The 17,940-nt window shown below is 43.7% G+C and carries 15 protein-coding genes and 1 pseudogene; 13 read left to right on the top strand and 3 right to left on the bottom strand.

The features are described 5' to 3' along the window. Window positions 1-92: 92 nt before the first annotated feature. The 3 genes from prfB to ftsX all read left to right on the top strand — a co-directional run bounded on the left by prfB (window position 93) and on the right by ftsX (window position 2,844). A protein-coding gene (prfB, locus tag DQM55_RS07385; RefSeq protein WP_097677707.1) for a peptide chain release factor 2 occupies window positions 93-1,188 on the top strand; the annotation gives its coding sequence in 2 pieces (ribosomal slippage) (window positions 93-164 and window positions 166-1,188; 1,095 coding nt in all). A gap of 44 nt (window positions 1,189-1,232) precedes the next feature. After that, window positions 1,233-1,925 (top strand): cell division ATP-binding protein FtsE, encoded by a 693-nt coding sequence (gene ftsE, locus DQM55_RS07380; protein WP_002895890.1) that lies wholly within the window; start codon window positions 1,233-1,235, stop codon window positions 1,923-1,925. Further along, on the top strand, window positions 1,918-2,844 hold the full coding sequence (gene ftsX, locus DQM55_RS07375; protein ID WP_002895888.1) for a permease-like cell division protein FtsX: 927 nt from the start codon (window positions 1,918-1,920) through the stop codon (window positions 2,842-2,844). The genes ftsE and ftsX overlap by 8 nt, the downstream gene beginning before the upstream one ends. Before the next feature lie 68 nt (window positions 2,845-2,912). On the opposite strand, the gene DQM55_RS07370 is transcribed toward ftsX, so the two are convergent. Next, complete coding sequence (locus DQM55_RS07370; protein WP_111675991.1) at window positions 2,913-3,551, bottom strand: MBL fold metallo-hydrolase; 639 nt, start codon at window positions 3,549-3,551, stop codon at window positions 2,913-2,915. A 135-nt stretch (window positions 3,552-3,686) separates the two neighbouring features. On the opposite strand from DQM55_RS07370, the gene DQM55_RS07365 reads away from it, so the two are divergent. From DQM55_RS07365 to DQM55_RS07325, 9 genes are all read left to right on the top strand, one after another. Next, complete coding sequence (locus DQM55_RS07365; protein ID WP_111675990.1) at window positions 3,687-6,131, top strand: bifunctional DnaQ family exonuclease/ATP-dependent helicase; 2,445 nt, start codon at window positions 3,687-3,689, stop codon at window positions 6,129-6,131. A gap of 99 nt (window positions 6,132-6,230) precedes the next feature. Beyond that, window positions 6,231-7,211, top strand: coding sequence for a YeiH family protein (locus DQM55_RS07360; protein WP_111675989.1), 981 nt, complete (start codon window positions 6,231-6,233; stop codon window positions 7,209-7,211). Window positions 7,212-7,223: 12 nt separating this feature from the next. Further along, the gene (locus tag DQM55_RS07355) at window positions 7,224-8,456 is read left to right on the top strand and encodes an FtsW/RodA/SpoVE family cell cycle protein (protein WP_111675988.1); all 1,233 of its coding nucleotides are present in this window, start codon (window positions 7,224-7,226) and stop codon (window positions 8,454-8,456) included. Between the two features lie 69 nt (window positions 8,457-8,525). Next, entirely contained in the window at window positions 8,526-9,074 is a 549-nt protein-coding gene (locus tag DQM55_RS07350; RefSeq protein WP_111675987.1) for a DJ-1 family glyoxalase III, read from the top strand. Between the two features lie 234 nt (window positions 9,075-9,308). Continuing rightward, on the top strand, window positions 9,309-9,875 hold the full coding sequence (locus tag DQM55_RS07345; protein ID WP_032908298.1) for an HAD-IA family hydrolase: 567 nt from the start codon (window positions 9,309-9,311) through the stop codon (window positions 9,873-9,875). Between the two features lie 12 nt (window positions 9,876-9,887). Continuing rightward, window positions 9,888-11,837, top strand: a complete 1,950-nt coding sequence (gene gyrB, locus DQM55_RS07340) for a DNA topoisomerase (ATP-hydrolyzing) subunit B (RefSeq protein WP_111675986.1) — start codon at window positions 9,888-9,890, stop codon at window positions 11,835-11,837. 86 nt (window positions 11,838-11,923) lie between these two features. Further along, complete coding sequence (ezrA, locus tag DQM55_RS07335; protein ID WP_111675985.1) at window positions 11,924-13,648, top strand: septation ring formation regulator EzrA; 1,725 nt, start codon at window positions 11,924-11,926, stop codon at window positions 13,646-13,648. Between the two features lie 149 nt (window positions 13,649-13,797). Then, the gene (gene serB / locus DQM55_RS07330) at window positions 13,798-14,445 is read left to right on the top strand and encodes a phosphoserine phosphatase SerB (RefSeq protein WP_111675984.1); all 648 of its coding nucleotides are present in this window, start codon (window positions 13,798-13,800) and stop codon (window positions 14,443-14,445) included. 9 nt (window positions 14,446-14,454) lie between these two features. After that, the gene (locus tag DQM55_RS07325) at window positions 14,455-15,573 is read left to right on the top strand and encodes a glycerate kinase family protein (RefSeq protein ID WP_111675983.1); all 1,119 of its coding nucleotides are present in this window, start codon (window positions 14,455-14,457) and stop codon (window positions 15,571-15,573) included. Here the strand turns inward: DQM55_RS07325 and DQM55_RS07320 are convergent. Further along, a pseudogene (locus tag DQM55_RS07320) lies at window positions 15,570-15,907 on the bottom strand (nuclear transport factor 2 family protein). The gene DQM55_RS07325 and the pseudogene DQM55_RS07320 sit on opposite strands and share 4 nt — an antisense overlap. A gap of 1 nt (window position 15,908) precedes the next feature. Continuing rightward, entirely contained in the window at window positions 15,909-16,358 is a 450-nt protein-coding gene (locus DQM55_RS07315; RefSeq protein ID WP_111675982.1) for a YueI family protein, read from the bottom strand. A 211-nt stretch (window positions 16,359-16,569) separates the two neighbouring features. Between DQM55_RS07315 and eno the strand changes: the two genes are divergently transcribed. Then, entirely contained in the window at window positions 16,570-17,874 is a 1,305-nt protein-coding gene (gene eno, locus DQM55_RS07310) for a surface-displayed alpha-enolase (RefSeq protein WP_002897814.1), read from the top strand. The last annotated feature ends 66 nt before the right edge of the window (window positions 17,875-17,940 follow it).

Genomic DNA, 17,940 nt, shown 5'->3' with positions numbered 1-17,940 from the left:
GAAAATCCGATAAAATGTAAGCTGCTGAATGTGAGATTAGGCAAACTGTTTAATTTATGTTATAATTAAACGATATGTGAAAAGAGGTATTTATGGACATTTCAGAAATTCGTCAAAAGATTGACGCAAATCGTGAAAAATTAGCTTCTTTTAGGGGGTCTCTTTGACTTAGAAGGTCTGGAAGAAGAAATTGCCATCTTAGAAAATAAGATGACAGAACCCGACTTTTGGGATGACAACATTGCAGCCCAGAAGACATCTCAAGAGCTGAATGAACTCAAGCAAACCTATGAAAATTTCCATCAGATGACCGAGCTTTTTGATGAATCGGAAATCTTGCTTGATTTTCTGGCTGAAGATGAGTCGGTTCAGGGTGAGTTGGAAGAAAAGCTGGCGGAACTTGAGAAAATGATGACCAGCTATGAAATGACCCTGCTCCTATCTGAGCCTTATGATAATAACAATGCCATCCTTGAAATTCACCCGGGCTCTGGTGGTACAGAGGCCCAGGATTGGGGAGATATGCTGCTGCGTATGTATACACGCTTTGGCAATGCCAAGGGCTTCAAAGTAGAGGTCTTGGACTATCAGGCTGGTGATGAAGCGGGAATTAAGTCAGTGACTCTTTCATTTGAAGGGCCGCACGCTTATGGTCTGCTCAAGTCAGAAATGGGAGTCCACCGTTTGGTCCGGATTTCGCCATTTGACTCAGCTAAACGTCGCCATACTTCCTTTACCTCAGTAGAAGTCATGCCGGAATTAGATGATACCATTGAGGTGGAAATTCGCGATGACGATATTAAGATGGACACTTTCCGCTCAGGAGGAGCCGGCGGGCAAAACGTCAATAAAGTTTCTACTGGTGTGCGGCTGACGCATATTCCTACAGGAATCGTGGTGCAGTCTACCGTTGACCGGACTCAGTATGGAAACCGCGATCGGGCGATGAAGATGCTGCAGGCCAAGCTTTATCAGCTAGAGCAAGAGAAACAAGCAGCCGAAGTCGACTCACTCAAGGGAGATAAGAAGGAGATTTCCTGGGGCAGCCAAATCCGCTCCTATGTCTTTACGCCTTATACTATGGTCAAAGACCATCGGACCAGTTACGAAGTAGCACAGGTGGACAAGGTGATGGATGGAGATTTGGATGGTTTCATCGACGCTTATTTGAAATGGCGTTTGAACTAGGAAATGTAAGAGATTAGAATTAGATTGAAAGGAAATTTCAATAGATGTCAATAATTGAAATGAAAGATGTTGTCAAGAAGTATGGCAACGGGACCACTGCCCTGCGTAGTGTGTCTATTAACGTAGAACCTGGGGAGTTTGCCTATATTGTAGGCCCTTCAGGAGCGGGAAAGTCAACCTTTATTCGTTTGCTTTACCGGGAGATAAAGCTGGATAAGGGAAGTCTGAAAGTAGCTGATTTTGACTTAGCTAAGATTAAGAAGCGTGATGTTCCAATGCTGCGCCGTCAGGTTGGAGTCGTCTTTCAGGACTATAAACTTCTTCCTAAAAAGACAGTGTATGAGAATATTGCCTACGCCATGGAAGTTATTGGTGAACGCCGCCGCAATATTAAAAAGCGGGTTATGGAAGTGCTGGACCTGGTTGGTCTTAAGCACAAGGTTCGCTCATTCCCTAATGAGCTGTCCGGTGGTGAGCAGCAGCGGATTGCCATTGCGCGTGCTATTGCTAACAACCCTAAAGTCCTGATTGCGGATGAGCCGACAGGAAACTTGGACCCAGATAATTCATGGGAGATTATGAACCTGCTGGAGCGGATTAACCTTCAGGGAACAACTGTCCTGATGGCCACCCACAACAGCCAGATTGTAAATACTCTGCGTCACCGCGTTATTGCTATTGAAAATGGCCGTGTGGTACGTGATGAAGCGGAAGGAGAATACGGATACGATGATTAGAAGATTTTTTCGTCATTTGATTGAGTCGCTTAAGAGTCTTACGCGGAATGGTTGGATGACTGTAGCGGCTGTCAGCTCGGTTATGATTACCTTGAGCTTAGTAGCTGTTTTTGCTTCAGTAATTTTAAATACAGCCAAGTTGGCAAATGATATTTCCAATAATGTCCGCGTCATGGTATACATGCGTAAGGATGTTTTCGATAATAGCGAAACGATTGTAAAAGAAGGTCAAACAGTTCAGAATGAGGACTACCACAAGGTCTACGATGCTCTGACTTCTATGAAAAATGTAGAGAAGGTTACTTTTTCTAGCAAGCAAGAGCAGTATAATAAGCTAACAGAGACCATGGGTAGTGAGTGGGATGTTTTTGATGAAGAAAATAATCCTCTTTACGATGCTTATATTGTTGAGACCAAGGCACCTAAGTATGTAGAATCTGTTACAAAAGATGCTCGTAAGATTGATGGTGTATCAGAGGTTCAAAATGGTGGTACCAATACCAAAAATCTCTTTGCGTTTTCTAATTTCATCCAAACATGGGGCTTGATTGGGACAGCGCTTCTGATTTTCATTGCTATCCTTCTCATTTCCAATACTATCCGGATTACCATTATTTCCCGAAGTCGCGAGATTCAAATCATGCGCTTGGTTGGTGCCAAGAATAGCTATATCCGCGGACCATTCCTGTTTGAAGGAGCATGGATTGGCTTGCTAGGAGCAACAGTTCCGTCACTTGTAGTGTATTTGACATATGGTATAGCCTACCAGACTATGAATAAGAGCTTGGTAGGTCAAGGACTTTCTATGATTGATCCGAAACTCTTTAGTCCGATTATGATAGCAGCACTCTTTGTGTTGGGAATTCTTATCGGATCATTGGGATCTATCATCTCTATGAGACGCTTCTTGAAGATTTAACAATTTATAAAAAAACAGAGTTTGAAGAATTTCAAACTCTGTTTTTGTTATAGGTATTGCTTAAATGGCTACTGAGCTAAAAATGGATTAAAGATTTTTTCATGTGAAATAGTGGTAGCATGACCATGACCAGGATAAACAGCATAGTCTTTAGGCAATACCAGAAGTTTCTCGCGAATGGATGTCAGCAATTGCTCCATGTTTCCAGTCGGCAGATCCGTTCGTCCGATGCTTTCTCGAAAGAGGGCATCGCCCGTCAAAACAAGGCAGTCATTAGGAAAGACTAGAGAGACACCTCCGATGGAGTGGCCAGGTGTTGCAAGCACATAGAAGTGAAAGCCTCCAAGATCATAGTCTGTTTCGTAGGAGAAAAACTCTTCTGCTGGTCGACAGATAATATCATCCAGATCAGCATGGCGCGCCAGACCAGATAGGTTATCTGTCGGTGTGTAAAGCCAGCTGCTTTCGCTCTCAGCCACATAGACTGGTGGGGCAGCATAGTGCTCCCGGACCTTTTCTAAACTCATAATGTGGTCATAATGGGTATGGGTCAAGAGTACAGCAATCACAGGCTTGGCGAGTTCCTCCAGCTTGCGCTCAATCTTTTTCCAGTCACTGCCAGGATCGACGACTAGGAGACCCTGATTATTTTCTAAGATATAGGTATTTTCAAAAGCAACAAGGTTGGTAATTTTATGAATCTTCATTTGATTTCCTCGGAAAATGTATTCTGCTATTGAGTGTAACAGAAAAGAGAATTTTTTGCACAGAATTGCTTTCTAGGCTAGGACTGAAAATTTTCAGATGTTTCAGAATGGCTTTTATGATATAATCATAGCAGTATGACACAAAATGATTATAAGTATGCCGTTGTGGACTTGGAGGCTACAGGAACGGGCAGCAGTGCAAAGATTATCCAGATTGGCATTGTTCTGATTGAGAATGGAATCATCACCAAGACTTATGAAACAGATGTCAATCCTCATGAGGAACTGGATGAGCATATCAAAGAGCTGACAGGTTTGGATGATGAGCGGCTTGGCCGAGCCCCGGAGTTTTCTCAGGTAGCAGCGGAGGTTTATGAGCTGATTCAGGATGCGATTTTTGTCGCTCATAATGTCAAGTTTGACGCTAATCTACTAGCGGAGACCCTTTTCTGGGAAGGTTTTGACTTGCTGACACCGCGTTTGGACACGGTGGAGTTGGCTCAGGTCTTTTACCCGACCTTTGATAAATATTCCTTGGGTAATCTCTGCGTTCTGCTGGATATTTCTTTGGAAAACGCCCACACTGCTCTGGCAGATGCTCAAGCAACGGCTCAGCTATTTTTAAAAATACAAGACAAAATCAAGAGTCTACCCAAGGCCTTGGTTGAGAAAATGCTAACTTTGGCTGACAGCATTATCTATGAGTCGCGCTTGGCTATCGAGGAAGTTTATCAGACGATGCCGGATCAGCAAGATAAGGAACTGCAATCCTGGCATGGTATTTTCCTGCGACGTTCCCAAAAGCTGACTTCGGAAAAGAAGCTGTCGCAGGATTTCCTCACCAATCTATACCTGCTGGGCTTAGAAAAGCGGTCTGAACAGCTCAAATTTGCTCGTTTTATGGAGGAAGCTCTGAACCAGCAGGAGCCTAGTTTTTTAGAGGCTCAGACAGGCTTAGGTAAGACCTTTGGCTACTTGGTGCCTATTCTATCTAGAGGTCAAGAAAAAGTACTAGTGACGGTTCCGACTAAGATCCTGCAGGACCAGCTGCTGCAAAAGGAAGGGCGATTGTTGGAGGAAGTCTTTGGTATTTCTTTTCACAGTCTCAAGAGTCCGGAGAATTATCTCAAGCTGGACCATTTCTATCAGACACTGGACAGGGAATATGACAACCGTTTGGTTAATCGCTGCAAGCTGCAACTCTTGGTTTGGCTTACAGAAACTAAAACAGGTGATTTGAACGAAATCGGGCAAGCTCATCGCTTCTCAAGCTACTTCAATGAAATCCGTCATGATGGCAAGCTAAGCAAACATTCTCTTTTTTATGAGGAAGATTTTTGGCGGTTGGGACAGGTCAAGTCAGCTACTAGTCGAGTCGTGATTACTAATCATGCTTACCTGCTGACGCGTTTAGAGGATGACAAGTCTTTGCTGGACAATCGTATTCTGGTAGTTGATGAAGCTCAGAAGATGTTTTTTGCCTTGGAAAGCTTCTCTCAGTCCAGTATAAATCTAACTAAAACGCTGCAGCAGATAAATCATCTCCTTCAGGAAGAAGGGGAGCTTCTGCAGCAACGGCTTTTGCAAAGCATTCAGTTTGAGCTCGCTGATGCCGCAGAGAAGCATCGCAAGAAAGCATCTGAGCTAAGTCCGGAAAAGATTGCCCGGCTGCTTCAGGATGTGTCCGAGTTAAAAACTAGTGCATTGCCTGAGCTGCAGCACTTGTTCAGTGGCAAATACCAGTATTATTGGTTGGTTGATGAAGCTTTGGCAGACCATCGCTTGATGACTCTGCATGCTGGCCGTTCAGAATTGCTGCATTTCACTGACTTCCTGCCTGAAAATGCTAAGGTTATCTTGGTTTCGTCTACTCTGGAAATTAGCTCTAAGGTTAATCTGGCGCAGTTGCTAGGCTTTGAATGTTATCACTTTTATAAGCTGAAAAGCAAGAAGAAGCCACTGCAGAAGCTCTTTTTAGATGAAAATTTTCCAGCAGTAGTGGATTTATCAACTGAGGATTTTGCTCGAGAGATTGTTGCTTGCTTGCGAGAAGTGACGGAACTCGGTCTGCCTATCGTCGTCCTCTTCACCTCTAAAGACTTGCTTTTAACTGTTTCGGACTTGCTGGCTTTGCCGCATTTGGCCCAATATAAAAATGGCGATGCCGGCAATATCAAACGCCGTTTTGATAGAGGAGAGGCAGGTATCCTTTTGGGCTCTGGCAGCTTCTGGGAGGGGGCGGATTTTGCTGAGCAAGATCAGATTATTCAGTTGATCACTCGGATTCCATTTGACAATCCCAAGGATTTCTTTGTGCAGAAGATTAACAGCCGCTTGAAAGCGGAAGGTAAGAATGCCTTTTATGATTATCAACTGCCTCTTGCCATCTTACGGCTTAAGCAAGCTATTGGCCGAACCCGGCGCAATGAACATCAGAAGTCAGCGGTCGTTCTTTTGGACAACCGAATCTCTAGTAAACGCTATGGAAAGCAGATTCAGCATCATCTATCACAATTGGCTTCTTTAGATATTCTGCCAGAGGCAGCCATTATGCAGGAATTACAAGACTTTTTTGACTGAAACTATCTCAAATCAGCTGAGTTTTATCGGCTGATTTTTTAGGTTCATTCAGATTTTTGGGACAAAATTTGTTATAATGAGAAGCATAGGAAAGAAGGGGTGTTCGTGAAAAAATATTTACCAGGAATTCTGTTATCCTTTGGCATAGCGGCTGTTTCTATCTTTTTAGGCAGCTTGCTTCCCTTGATAGGCTCTAGTGTTTTGGCTATTGTCTTTGGGATTGTTTTGAACAACAGCATGAAGCTGCCGGCTGTTTTTCAGGAAGGACTCAGCTATTCGGGGAAGAAATTGTTGCAGTATTCCATCATCTTTTTGGGATTTTCCATGTCCATTGGTCAGGTTTCTGAGACAGGGATTTCTTCTCTTCGTATCAGTCTTATCACCATTCTGATAGCCTTTCTGGCGGCTTATCTGGCTGGCCGTTTCTTTAAGATGAACCGTGTCTTGACTATTTTAATCGGTTTTGGAACAGCCATCTGCGGAGGCTCTGCCATTGCGGCTGCTTCACCAATCTTAGACGCTGATGAAGAGGAAATTGCCCTGTCCATCTCCACTATTTTCTTTTTCAATATTTTAGCAGTATTCATTTTCCCTTTTTTAGGGCATTTGCTGCAGATGTCGGATACCTTTTTCGGGACTTGGGCTGGAACAGCCATCAATGATACTTCGTCAGTAGTGGCAGCAGGCTATACATATAGCCCGTCAGCTGGGGACTTGGCGACTATTGTCAAGCTTAGTCGGGCTCTGATGATTGTACCGGCCTGCTTGATCTTCGCAGCTTATCGCTATATTAAGTCTAAGCAGTCATCACAAAAGACAAACTTGAAACAGATTTTTCCTTGGTTTATAGCTTGGTTTGTCCTAGCTTCACTTATCAGCAGTCTTGGATTTCTGCCGGCCTCTGTCATCCCCTATACAAAATTCATTTCTCAGTGGCTGATGGCTATGGCCTTGGCAGCTATTGGCGCAAAGGTTTCCTTTAAGCAGTTTAAGCAAGCAGGAGCAGCGCCTTTGCTGACTGGTGCTTTCGCTTGGTTTTGCGTCGCTGTTTCCAGCTTGATTATCCAGTATTTTTTCTAAAAAGGAGGGACTATGCCCTATCAAAGACGGACGTTTGAGTCTCGGATTGATTATAGTTTAATTTTGCCTGTTTTGATGCTGCTTTCAATCGGAGTTGTGGCTATTTACATTGCTGTTAGTCATGATTATCCTGACAATGCCTGGCCCATGGTTGGTCAGCAGATTGCCTGGATTGCGGTGGGCTTCCTGCTCAGCTTTATCCTCATGTTTTTTAATACCAAGTTTCTCTGGAAAATTACGCCTTATCTCTATGTTTTTGGTCTTGGCCTCATGGTCTTACCTCTGATTTTTTACAGTCAATCTCTGGTAGCCTCCACTGGTTCCAAAAACTGGATTGCTATTCGTGGTGTGACCCTTTTTCAGCCCTCGGAGTTCATGAAGATTTCATATATTCTCATGCTGTCGCGGCTGGTGGTTCATTTTCTCCAGCAGCACAAGCAGGATGAGCGAACCTTGGCTTTAGACTTTTTTCTAATTCTGAAGCTTGGGCTCTACACTTTGCCTGTTCTGGTTCTGTTAACCCTTCAGAGTGATTTGGGGACGGCTCTGGTTTTTGTTGCTATATACGGCGGCATTGTTCTACTGTCAGGTGTTTCTTGGAAGATTATCCTGCCGGTCTTTCTGACGGGAGTCCTGCTGTTGGGAGGATTTCTCTTTATCTTTATTTCCGATGGCGGTCGTGCCTTTCTGCACAATCTTGGCATGCCGACCTACCAAATCAATCGGATTTTGGCTTGGCTTCATCCCTTTGACTACGCTCAGACGACCACCTTCCAGCAAGCACAGGGACAAATCGCTGTCGGAAGCGGAGGCTTGACAGGTCAAGGCTTTAATATTTCGAATCTCTTGGTTCCTGTTCGGGAAAGCGATATGATTTTCACCGTCATTGCTGAAGATTTTGGTTTCTTAGGTTCAACCTTGGTTATCATGCTCTATTTACTGCTGATTTACCGCATGCTCAAGATTACGATTAAATCCAATAACCAGTTTTATACTTACATCTCGACTGGCTTTATCATGATGCTGCTCTTCCATATCTTTGAAAATATTGGAGCGGTGACAGGGATTCTGCCTCTAACAGGGATTCCGCTGCCCTTTATCTCACAGGGCGGCTCCTCCATCATCAGTAATCTTATCGGTGTTGGTCTCCTGCTGTCCGTCTCCTATCAGAACAGCTTGACGGATGAAAAGAAGGAGCGAATTCCAGCTGTCCGTAAAAAAGTCGTACTGAAGAAATTAAAATAAAAAAGCAAGTTTTTGTCTCATAAATCAGATGTGATTTTGTGACTGGCTCATCTCAGAAAGGATATTTTCATGAAAAAAGCAGCTTTACTCCTAGCTCCCGGCTTTGAAGAAATCGAGGCCTTGACAGTTGTGGATGTCTTGCGCCGTGCAGGTCTTGTCTGTCATATGATTGGTTTTGATGAATCAGTGACTGGCTCTCACGCCATCACTGTTCAGGCGGATCAGGTCTGGAAGGGCAGACTGGATGACTATGATATGGTCATCTTGCCAGGGGGGATGCCGGGATCAGCTAATCTTCGCGATGATGACCGCCTGATGCAGGTTTTGAAGGACTTTCAGCAGTCGGATAAATTCATCGCTGCCATTTGTGCCGCTCCCATTGCTCTTGACCGCGCAGGTATCTTGACTGGTAAGTATTTCACTTGCTATGATGGTGCGCAAGACAATATTAAAAATGGAACTTACCGTAAAGAAACAGTTCTTGTTGATGGGAAGCTGATTACTAGCCGTGGTCCATCAACTGCCTTGGCTTTTGCCTATGAGCTGGTTCGTCAGCTGGGCGGAGATGCGGACCAGTTGGCTGATGCTATGCTTTATACAGATGTATTTGGAAATTAAAAATAGGCTGGGATTCATAATGTTTCCCAGCTTTTTTGAACCCTTATGACTCTTTGCCGTCCTCTATATGGAACGGGTTTAGAGCTGTTGAGAAGGATGAAAGTATCATCCATTTTTAAATTTTGGATTCTTTGAGATATTTTGTTTAGAAAAAGGGTTGAAAAAGTCGCAAAAGTGCTGGATTCGGGCAAATATTAGCCCCTTTTTCATGAAAATTATGGTATAATGAAAGGTATGAATTATCAAGATTACATCTGGGATTTAGGTGGAACACTCTTGGATAATTATGAAACTTCGACTGCAGCTTTTGTTCAAACCTTGAAAGAGTTTGGTCTGCAAGCTGGTCACGACGAAGTTTATAAGGCCCTCAAGGTGTCTACGGACTATGCAGTCCAGCAGTTTGCTCCCCAAGAAAAAGACTTTTTAAAGTTTTATAAGGCCAATGAAGCAGAAGAGTTGAGTCACCCTGTTTTATTTGACGGAGCGGCAGACTTGCTTAGGCGGATTGTGGACAAGGGTGGTAGGAACTTTCTGGTCTCCCACCGGGACAATCAAGTGCTGGAAATCTTGGAGAAAACGGCCATTGCATCAGCATTTACAGAAGTGGTGACATCGGCGAATGGCTTTCCAAGGAAACCCTCACCAGACTCCATGCTCTATCTAAAAGACAAGTATCAGATATCCTCTGGCTTGGTCATTGGTGACCGTCCACTGGATATTGAAGCAGGGCAGGCAGCTGGCTTTGATACCTATCTCTTTGATAATATGCAGCATCTTGAAGAATTTATAGATATTGATTAGAAAAGGAACACTATGACAGAAGAAAAGCAGCAAGATATACAGGCCCAGGAATATGATGCCAGTCAGATTCAGGTCTTAGAAGGTTTAGAAGCCGTTCGTATGCGTCCAGGAATGTATATCGGTTCGACCTCCAAGGAAGGTCTTCACCATTTAGTATGGGAAATTGTTGACAACTCAATTGATGAAGCTCTGGCTGGTTTTGCCAGCCACATTCAGGTCTTTATCGAAAAAGACAATTCCATCACTGTAGTCGATAACGGTCGGGGAATTCCGGTTGATATTCAGGAGAAAACAGGCCGTCCGGCCGTGGAAACCGTCTTTACCGTGCTCCATGCCGGAGGAAAATTCGGCGGTGGCGGATATAAGGTATCGGGAGGTCTGCACGGTGTGGGTTCTTCCGTTGTAAATGCCCTATCCACTCAGCTGGATGTCCGTGTTTATAAAAATGGTCAGATTCATTACCAAGAATACCGTCGCGGTCATGTAGTCGCGGACCTAGAAATCATCGGTGAGACAGACCGTACTGGTACGACAGTTCACTTTACACCAGATCCAGAGATTTTCACTGAAACAGTAGAATTTGACTTTGAAAAGCTCAATAAGCGGGTGCAAGAATTGGCCTTTCTCAATCGTGGTCTCAGAATTTCCATTACTGATAAGCGAGATGGAATGGAGCAGGTCAAGGATTACCACTATGAGGGTGGGATTGCCAGCTATGTTCAATACATCAATGAAAATAAGGATGTAATCTTTGAAACGCCGATTTATACCGACGGCGAAATGGACGATATTACAGTTGAAGTCGCTATGCAGTATACGACTGGCTACCATGAAACAGTCATGAGCTTTGCCAATAACATCCATACCCACGAGGGTGGAACACATGAGCAAGGCTTCCGGACAGCTCTGACACGGGTTATCAATGACTATGCCAAGAAAAATAAGCTTCTCAAAGAAAACGAGGACAATCTGACTGGAGAAGATGTTCGTGAGGGACTGACAGCGGTCATCTCTGTCAAGCACCCTAACCCTCAGTTTGAAGGTCAGACCAAGACCAAGCTGGGCAATAGCGAAGTGGTCAAGATTACCAATCGACTTTTTAGCGAAGCTTTCTCAGATTTTCTTTTGGAAAATCCTGCGGTGGCTCGAAAAATCGTTGAAAAAGGAATTTTGGCTTCTAAAGCAAGAATTGCTGCCAAGCGAGCTCGGGAAGTAACCCGTAAGAAGTCTGGCTTGGAAATTTCCAATCTGCCAGGTAAATTGGCTGACTGCTCGTCCAACGACCCTCAGGAAACGGAACTTTTCATTGTGGAGGGGGATTCAGCGGGTGGTTCAGCTAAGTCTGGCCGTAATCGTGAATTCCAGGCCATTCTGCCAATTCGCGGTAAGATTCTCAACGTTGAAAAAGCCAGCATGGACAAGATTCTGGCAAATGAAGAAATCCGCAGTCTCTTTACTGCTATGGGAACTGGCTTCGGTGCTGACTTTGATGTCAGCAAGGCCCGCTACCAAAAATTAGTCATCATGACCGATGCCGATGTAGACGGTGCTCACATTCGGACCCTGCTCTTGACTTTGATTTACCGCTATATGAAGCCGGTTCTGGAAGCTGGATTTGTCTATATCGCTCAGCCGCCAATCTATGGTGTCAAGGTCGGAAGTGAAGTCAAAGAATATATCCAGCCAGGTGCTAATCAGGAAGAAGAGCTTCAGGATGCTTTGGCTCGTTACAGTGAAGGTCGCTCCAAGCCAACCATTCAACGCTACAAGGGGCTCGGAGAAATGGATGACCATCAGCTGTGGGAGACAACTATGAATCCTGAACATCGCTTGATGGCACGGGTTTCAGTGGATGATGCAGCGGAAGCTGACAAGATTTTTGACATGCTGATGGGGGATCGCGTTGAACCTCGTCGTGAATTTATCGAAGAAAATGCTGTATACAGTACGCTCGACGTCTAAAAAAATCAGAAAAATCAACCATTATGGGCAAAAATATGATATAATCATTATGTTTGCTTTATAGTAACAATGTGAAGGAGTTCTATATGTCTATTGGACTAGTTATTCTCGTTGCTGTGGTAGCTCTGCTTTTGGTTGTCGGCTATGGTACTGCAGTTCTGATGAGAAAGAGAAATGAAGCTTTACTTCAAAATTTGGAGGAGAGAAAAGAAGCACTTTACAATCTCCCTGTAAATGATGAAGTTGAAGAAGTAAAAAATATGCATTTGATTGGGCAGAGTCAGGTAGCCTTCCGTGAATGGAATCAAAAATGGGTAGACTTGTCCTTAAATTCATTTGCTGATATCGAAAATAATCTATTTGAAGCAGAAGGTTACAATAATTCTTTCCGTTTCATAAAAGCCAAGCATGCAATTGGCAATATTGAGAGTCAGATTGATTTGATCGAAGAAGATATCAAGATGATTCGAGAAGCCTTGGAAGATCTTAAAGAGCAAGAGTCTAAGAACAGCGGTCGTGTGCTCCATGCCCTGGATTTGTTTGAAAAACTGCAAACCCAGGTGGCGGAGAATGCAGACTCGTATGGGCAAGCCTTAGCTGAGATTGAGAAACAGCTGGAAAATATCCAATCAGAGTTTTCTCAGTTTGTAACTCTTAATTCTTCGGGTGACCCGGTTGAAGCAGCTGAAATCTTGGACAAGGCTGAGGATCATATTCTTGCTCTGACACATATCGTTGAGAAAGTTCCTGCTATTGTCGAAGAGTTGACTGTGAAATTGCCAGATCAGTTGGAAGACTTAGAGTCTGGTCACCGTAAACTCTTGGAATCTGGTTATCACTTTATCGAAACAGATATAGAGTCTCGCTTCCAGCAGCTTCATGCAAGTCTCAAACGCAACGAAGCCAATATTTCGGCCCTAGAGCTGGATAATGCTGAGTATGAAAATGAGCAGGCACAAGAAGAGATTAACGCTCTCTATGAAATTTTTACGCGGGAAATTGAAGCCCACAAAGTAGTGGAGAAGCTGATTAAAAACTTGCCTAGCTATCTGGCTCATACAAAGGAAAACAACCAGCAACTCCAAAAAGAGATAGAACGTTTGTCTCAAACTTTCCTTCTCTCTGATACGGAAACTTCTCATGTCAAGGAGTTGCAAGCTGAGCTTTCTGCCCAGGAAGATGTGGTGCTTAGCGCGGTAGAAGATTCTTCTGAAACCAAGCAAGCTTATTCTGTGGTTCAGGAAGAGTTGGAAGCTATCCAAGAGCGTTTGAAAGAAATCGAAGATGAGCAGATTTCTCTTGGTGAAGCACTGGCAGAGATTGAAAAAGATGATGCCAATGCTCGCCAGAAGGTCAATATCTATGCTAACAAATTGCATACCATTAAGAGATATATGGAAAAACGCAATTTGCCAGGTATTCCAGACTCTTTCTTAGAAATTTTCTTCTCAACTAGCAACAATATTGAAGAGTTGGTGAAGGAATTGGAAGCTACACGAGTCAATATCGAATCAGTTAACCGTTGGCTGGAAATTCTGGGAAATGATATGGAGCAATTGGAAGAAGAGACCTATCGTATCGTCCAAGATGCTACCTTGACTGAGCAGCTGCTGCAGTATTCAAACCGCTATCGTTCCTTTGATGATAATGTACAGGCGGCCTTCAACAAGTCCTTGTATGTCTTTGAACATGACTACGACTATGCTCAATCGTTGGAAATCATTTCAAAAGCTTTGGATCTTGTCGAGCCAGGCGTGACAGAGCGTTTTGTGACATCCTACGAAAAAACACGCGAGAATATTCGTTTTTAAAAGAAGTTCCTTTGGGAACTTCTTTCTTTTGCAAAGAGAACGCTAGAGAACAGTCAGTAACATGGATTCTGAGACTTCAATTTATCCCAGCTTGTTTTGAAATAGAATTTCCTGTATAATACAAAAAAATAGAAAAATGAGGTCGGACAATGAAAACAGTCAAAGGCTTGTTAGTCATGGATGTAGACAGCACCTTAATCATGGAAGAGGGGATTGACCTGCTAGGAGAGGAGGCGGGTGTAGGAGCTCAGGTTGCGGCTATTACCGAGCGTGCCATGCGAGGAGAGTTGGACTTCGAAGCTGCTTTACGTGAGCGTGTCGCTCTTTTAAAAGGCCTGCCGGAGGATATTTTTGCTCGAATTGCAGAAAGGATCCACTTCACGCCAGGAGCCGAGGACCTAGTCAAGGAGCTGCATAAACGTGGTTATAAAGTATGCTTGGTGTCAGGTGGTTTTCATGAGACCGTGGACAGACTGGCTGAGCAGCTTGGAATTGACTACGTCAAGGCAAATCGTTTGGAAATCCGGCAGGGGCTTTTGACAGGCCGAGTCTTAGGAGAGATTGTCACTAAGGATACCAAGCTTGCCATGTTAAAAACATGGGCAGCTGAAAATATGTTGGAATTAAATCAAACGATTGCCATGGGGGACGGCGCCAATGATCTACCTATGATTCAAGCGGCAGGGATGGGAATTGCTTTTATGGCCAAGCCGATCGTGCGCGAGCAAGCTCCTTACCAGATTCAAGAATGCAATCTCTATCGGGTCATTGATCTTTTAGACAATGGAAAAGAATAGGAGAGAAGCATGCATATTCTAATTGCACCGGATTCTTTCAAGGAAAGTTTGTCAGCTACTCAGGTTGCTCAAGCTCTGCGGACAGGATTTTCTCAGGCCTTGCCAGATGCCAGCTTTGACTTGCTATCGGTGGGTGACGGTGGCGAAGGGACAATGGCTGCGCTGACAGCAGCTTTGGGCTGGGCTAAATTTTACCACACTGTGACTGGTCCCTTTGGCCAGCCGGTAAAAATGCCTTGTGCTAGAAACGATCAGCAAGCGCTTTTTGAAATGGCTGACTTGGTAGGACTTGCCTCTATTCCTAAGGAAAAACGAAATCCCTTGGCCATAGAAACCAAAGGATTGGGAGAATTAATTTTGCGCCTGGCTGAAGACGGTGTCAGAAAGATTTTAGTTGGTATTGGGGGTTCGGCCAGCAATGACGGTGGGATTGGACTGGCAGCTGGCCTGGGCTATGAATTTTTCGATGCGGATAACCATAGATTGTGCCCCATTGGCTCGTCTTTAGAAAAGGTTGCCCGGATATCTGCTGAGCAGGTTCCTGCTTACTTGGAAGAAGTTGAGATTGAGATTTTGACGGATGTAGACAATCCTCTATGCGGAGTGCGCGGTGCGACAACTGTTTTCGGAGGACAGAAAGGTCTAGCTCCCTTATTATTCTCTCAAGTGGATAAAGCCATGGCTGATTTCTATCAGTTGGTCAATCCTCAGGTGATTGATATGGATGGAGCTGGGGCCGGAGGCGGAATGGCTGCAGGACTGGTTGCTTTTGCCGGAGGAAAAATTGTTTCGGGTATTGAAACCTGTCTAGATTTACTAGATTTTGATGAAAGAGTAAAAAAAGCGGACTTGGTCGTAGTGGGCGAGGGGCGGATGGACCGTCAGTCTTTGGCGGGCAAGGCACCAATCGGGGTCGCAAGACGAACACCAGAAGGCATCCCTGTACTGGCGATTTGCGGCAGTCTGGCAGATGATTTACCGGATTTCCCAGTTGAGAATATTCAGGCAGCTTTTCCTATCATTGCACGAGCAGATAGTTTGGATAGGCTTCTAGAGCAGGCGGAGCAAAATTTGATTCGCACGGCCAGAAATATTGGCAATGTACTAAAAATGAAAAAAAGCGGTTAGTCCGCTTTTTTTAGTAGGTATTCAATTTCTTTGACTATCATGCCCTTTTCAAAGAAGAAGATATCACAAGACAGGTCACCAAAGTCATTTTCTAAAATAGTCACAATCCGATTCTGGTCAGGACTAAGCTGATAATAAGTGCAAGAAAATTGGACAGGGTTATTATGGTAGATTTTTTGAATTTTAGTCAGGTAGTCCGCTTTGCCTTTGATGATTTCGATTGTGTCACCCTCTAATTCCCAGCTAACATGATCAGAAAAAAAGTCTGATAGGTTTGCCAATCACGCTGGTTTTCAGCTTCAAAAAAGGCAAAAAGTTTTTCTGAATTTGTCATCCTAGCCAAACCATTTTTTCCATAGGGAGCGTTTTTCTTTTACTGGTTTTTCTGCTGGCTGAAGGAGACTAGCAAACTGTTGGCTCATGTCCTTGTCATCTACTTGGACAAGATGGTCGCTATGGACAATCAGGCCAAAAGGAGAAGACTGGTAATCGCTAGAGACAATAGTTGCCTGGCAGCCCAGCTCCTTAGCAGTTTTTAGATAAAAGATTTGATTGCCTGACTCGACTTCCGGAGAAATTTTAACAATTACAGGTCGGCAGTTTTTCATGATGCTGCTGAGCATTTCCTTGAAATGACTGCGAATGAGGGTCTCGTTGGCTTGCTCAATAGAGCAGGAGGCTAGTACTCGCTCCTCAAAAGTCCCTAAAAATCTACGCTGTTCATCAGGATTGAGCTTGACTCCGCCCTGAGCTTTTTCCATGATTACTTTATTAATATCAGTCATAATAAAATTGTACCATAAAAGGAGAATTTCTAAAAGGTTGAATATTTGTTCTGATTTGCTGGAAAAGCTTTTATTATATAGTAAATTTGGAATCGTTTTCTTGTGCAAAATTTCTCAAATTTGCTTAGATTCTCTATTTTTCCTTGAAAAAAAAGCGTTTTTGAGGTATCATAGACTAGTAAATAATTTTAAATAATAAGGAGAGTAAGAAATGTCAATTATTACTGATGTTTACGCTCGCGAAGTCCTAGACTCACGCGGTAACCCAACACTTGAAGTAGAAGTTTATACTGAATCAGGTGCTTTCGGACGTGGTATGGTTCCTTCAGGAGCTTCTACAGGTGAGCACGAAGCAGTTGAACTTCGTGATGGCGACAAATCTCGTTACGGTGGTCTTGGTACACAAAAAGCAGTTGATAATGTAAACAACGTTATCGCTGAAGCTATTATCGGTTACGATGTTCGTGACCAACAAGCCATCGACCGTGCAATGATCGCTTTGGACGGTACTCCTAACAAAGGTAAATTGGGTGCGAACGCAATCCTTGGTGTGTCTATCGCTGTAGCTCGTGCTGCTGCTGACTACCTTGAAGTGCCACTTTACAGCTACCTTGGCGGATTCAACACTAAAGTTCTTCCAACTCCAATGATGAACATCATCAACGGTGGATCTCACTCAGATGCTCCAATCGCATTCCAAGAGTTCATGATCTTGCCAGTTGGTGCTCCAACATTCAAAGAAGCACTTCGTTACGGTGCTGAAATCTTCCACGCTCTTAAGAAAATCCTTAAATCTCGTGGTTTGGAAACTGCCGTTGGTGACGAAGGTGGATTCGCTCCTCGCTTTGAAGGAACTGAAGATGGTGTAGAAACTATCATCGCTGCTATCGAAGCTGCTGGTTATGTTCCAGGTAAAGATGTATTTATCGGATTTGACTGTGCATCATCAGAATTCTACGATAAAGAACGTAAAGTTTACGACTACACTAAATTTGAAGGTGAAGGCGCTGCTGTTCGTACATCTGCAGAACAAATTGACTACCTTGAAGAGTTGGTTAACAAATACCCAATCATCACTATCGAAGATGGTATGGATGAAAATGACTGGGATGGTTGGAAAGCTCTTACTGAACGTCTTGGTAAGAAAGTACAACTTGTTGGTGACGACTTCTTCGTAACAAATACTGACTACCTTGCACGTGGTATCAAAGAAGGTGCTGCTAACTCAATCCTTATCAAAGTTAACCAAATCGGTACTCTTACTGAAACTTTTGAAGCGATTGAAATGGCTAAAGAAGCTGGTTACACTGCAGTTGTATCACACCGTTCTGGTGAAACTGAAGATTCAACAATCGCTGACATCGCAGTTGCAACTAATGCAGGTCAAATCAAGACTGGTTCACTTTCACGTACAGACCGTATTGCTAAATACAACCAATTGCTTCGTATCGAAGATCAACTTGGTGAAGTTGCTCAATACAAAGGTCTTCAAGCTTTCTATAACTTGAAAAAATAATCTAACAACATATAAGAGGAGCTAGGACATAGTCCTAGCTTTTTTGATGTGTAAAGATATGACAAT

Source organism: Streptococcus sanguinis (assembly GCF_900475275.1).
Classification (GTDB): Bacteria; Bacillota; Bacilli; order Lactobacillales; family Streptococcaceae; genus Streptococcus; species Streptococcus sanguinis_N.
Note: the sequence above shows the minus strand (reverse complement) of the source record. Positions and strands in the feature narration are given on the sequence as shown.

Excerpts from the sequence above, each read along its gene's own strand:
- ftsE (WP_002895890.1), top strand. The coding sequence starts at position 1,233 with ATGTCAATAATTGAAATGAAAGATGTTGTCAAGAAGTATGGCAACGGG.
- ftsX (WP_002895888.1), top strand. The coding sequence starts at position 1,918 with ATGATTAGAAGATTTTTTCGTCATTTGATTGAGTCGCTTAAGAGTCTT.
- DQM55_RS07370 (WP_111675991.1), bottom strand. The coding sequence starts at position 3,551 with ATGAAGATTCATAAAATTACCAACCTTGTTGCTTTTGAAAATACCTAT.
- DQM55_RS07365 (WP_111675990.1), top strand. The coding sequence starts at position 3,687 with ATGACACAAAATGATTATAAGTATGCCGTTGTGGACTTGGAGGCTACA.
- DQM55_RS07355 (WP_111675988.1), top strand. The coding sequence starts at position 7,224 with ATGCCCTATCAAAGACGGACGTTTGAGTCTCGGATTGATTATAGTTTA.
- DQM55_RS07350 (WP_111675987.1), top strand. The coding sequence starts at position 8,526 with ATGAAAAAAGCAGCTTTACTCCTAGCTCCCGGCTTTGAAGAAATCGAG.
- DQM55_RS07345 (WP_032908298.1), top strand. The coding sequence starts at position 9,309 with ATGAATTATCAAGATTACATCTGGGATTTAGGTGGAACACTCTTGGAT.
- gyrB (WP_111675986.1), top strand. The coding sequence starts at position 9,888 with ATGACAGAAGAAAAGCAGCAAGATATACAGGCCCAGGAATATGATGCC.
- ezrA (WP_111675985.1), top strand. The coding sequence starts at position 11,924 with ATGTCTATTGGACTAGTTATTCTCGTTGCTGTGGTAGCTCTGCTTTTG.
- serB (WP_111675984.1), top strand. The coding sequence starts at position 13,798 with ATGAAAACAGTCAAAGGCTTGTTAGTCATGGATGTAGACAGCACCTTA.
- DQM55_RS07325 (WP_111675983.1), top strand. The coding sequence starts at position 14,455 with ATGCATATTCTAATTGCACCGGATTCTTTCAAGGAAAGTTTGTCAGCT.
- DQM55_RS07315 (WP_111675982.1), bottom strand. The coding sequence starts at position 16,358 with ATGACTGATATTAATAAAGTAATCATGGAAAAAGCTCAGGGCGGAGTC.
- eno (WP_002897814.1), top strand. The coding sequence starts at position 16,570 with ATGTCAATTATTACTGATGTTTACGCTCGCGAAGTCCTAGACTCACGC.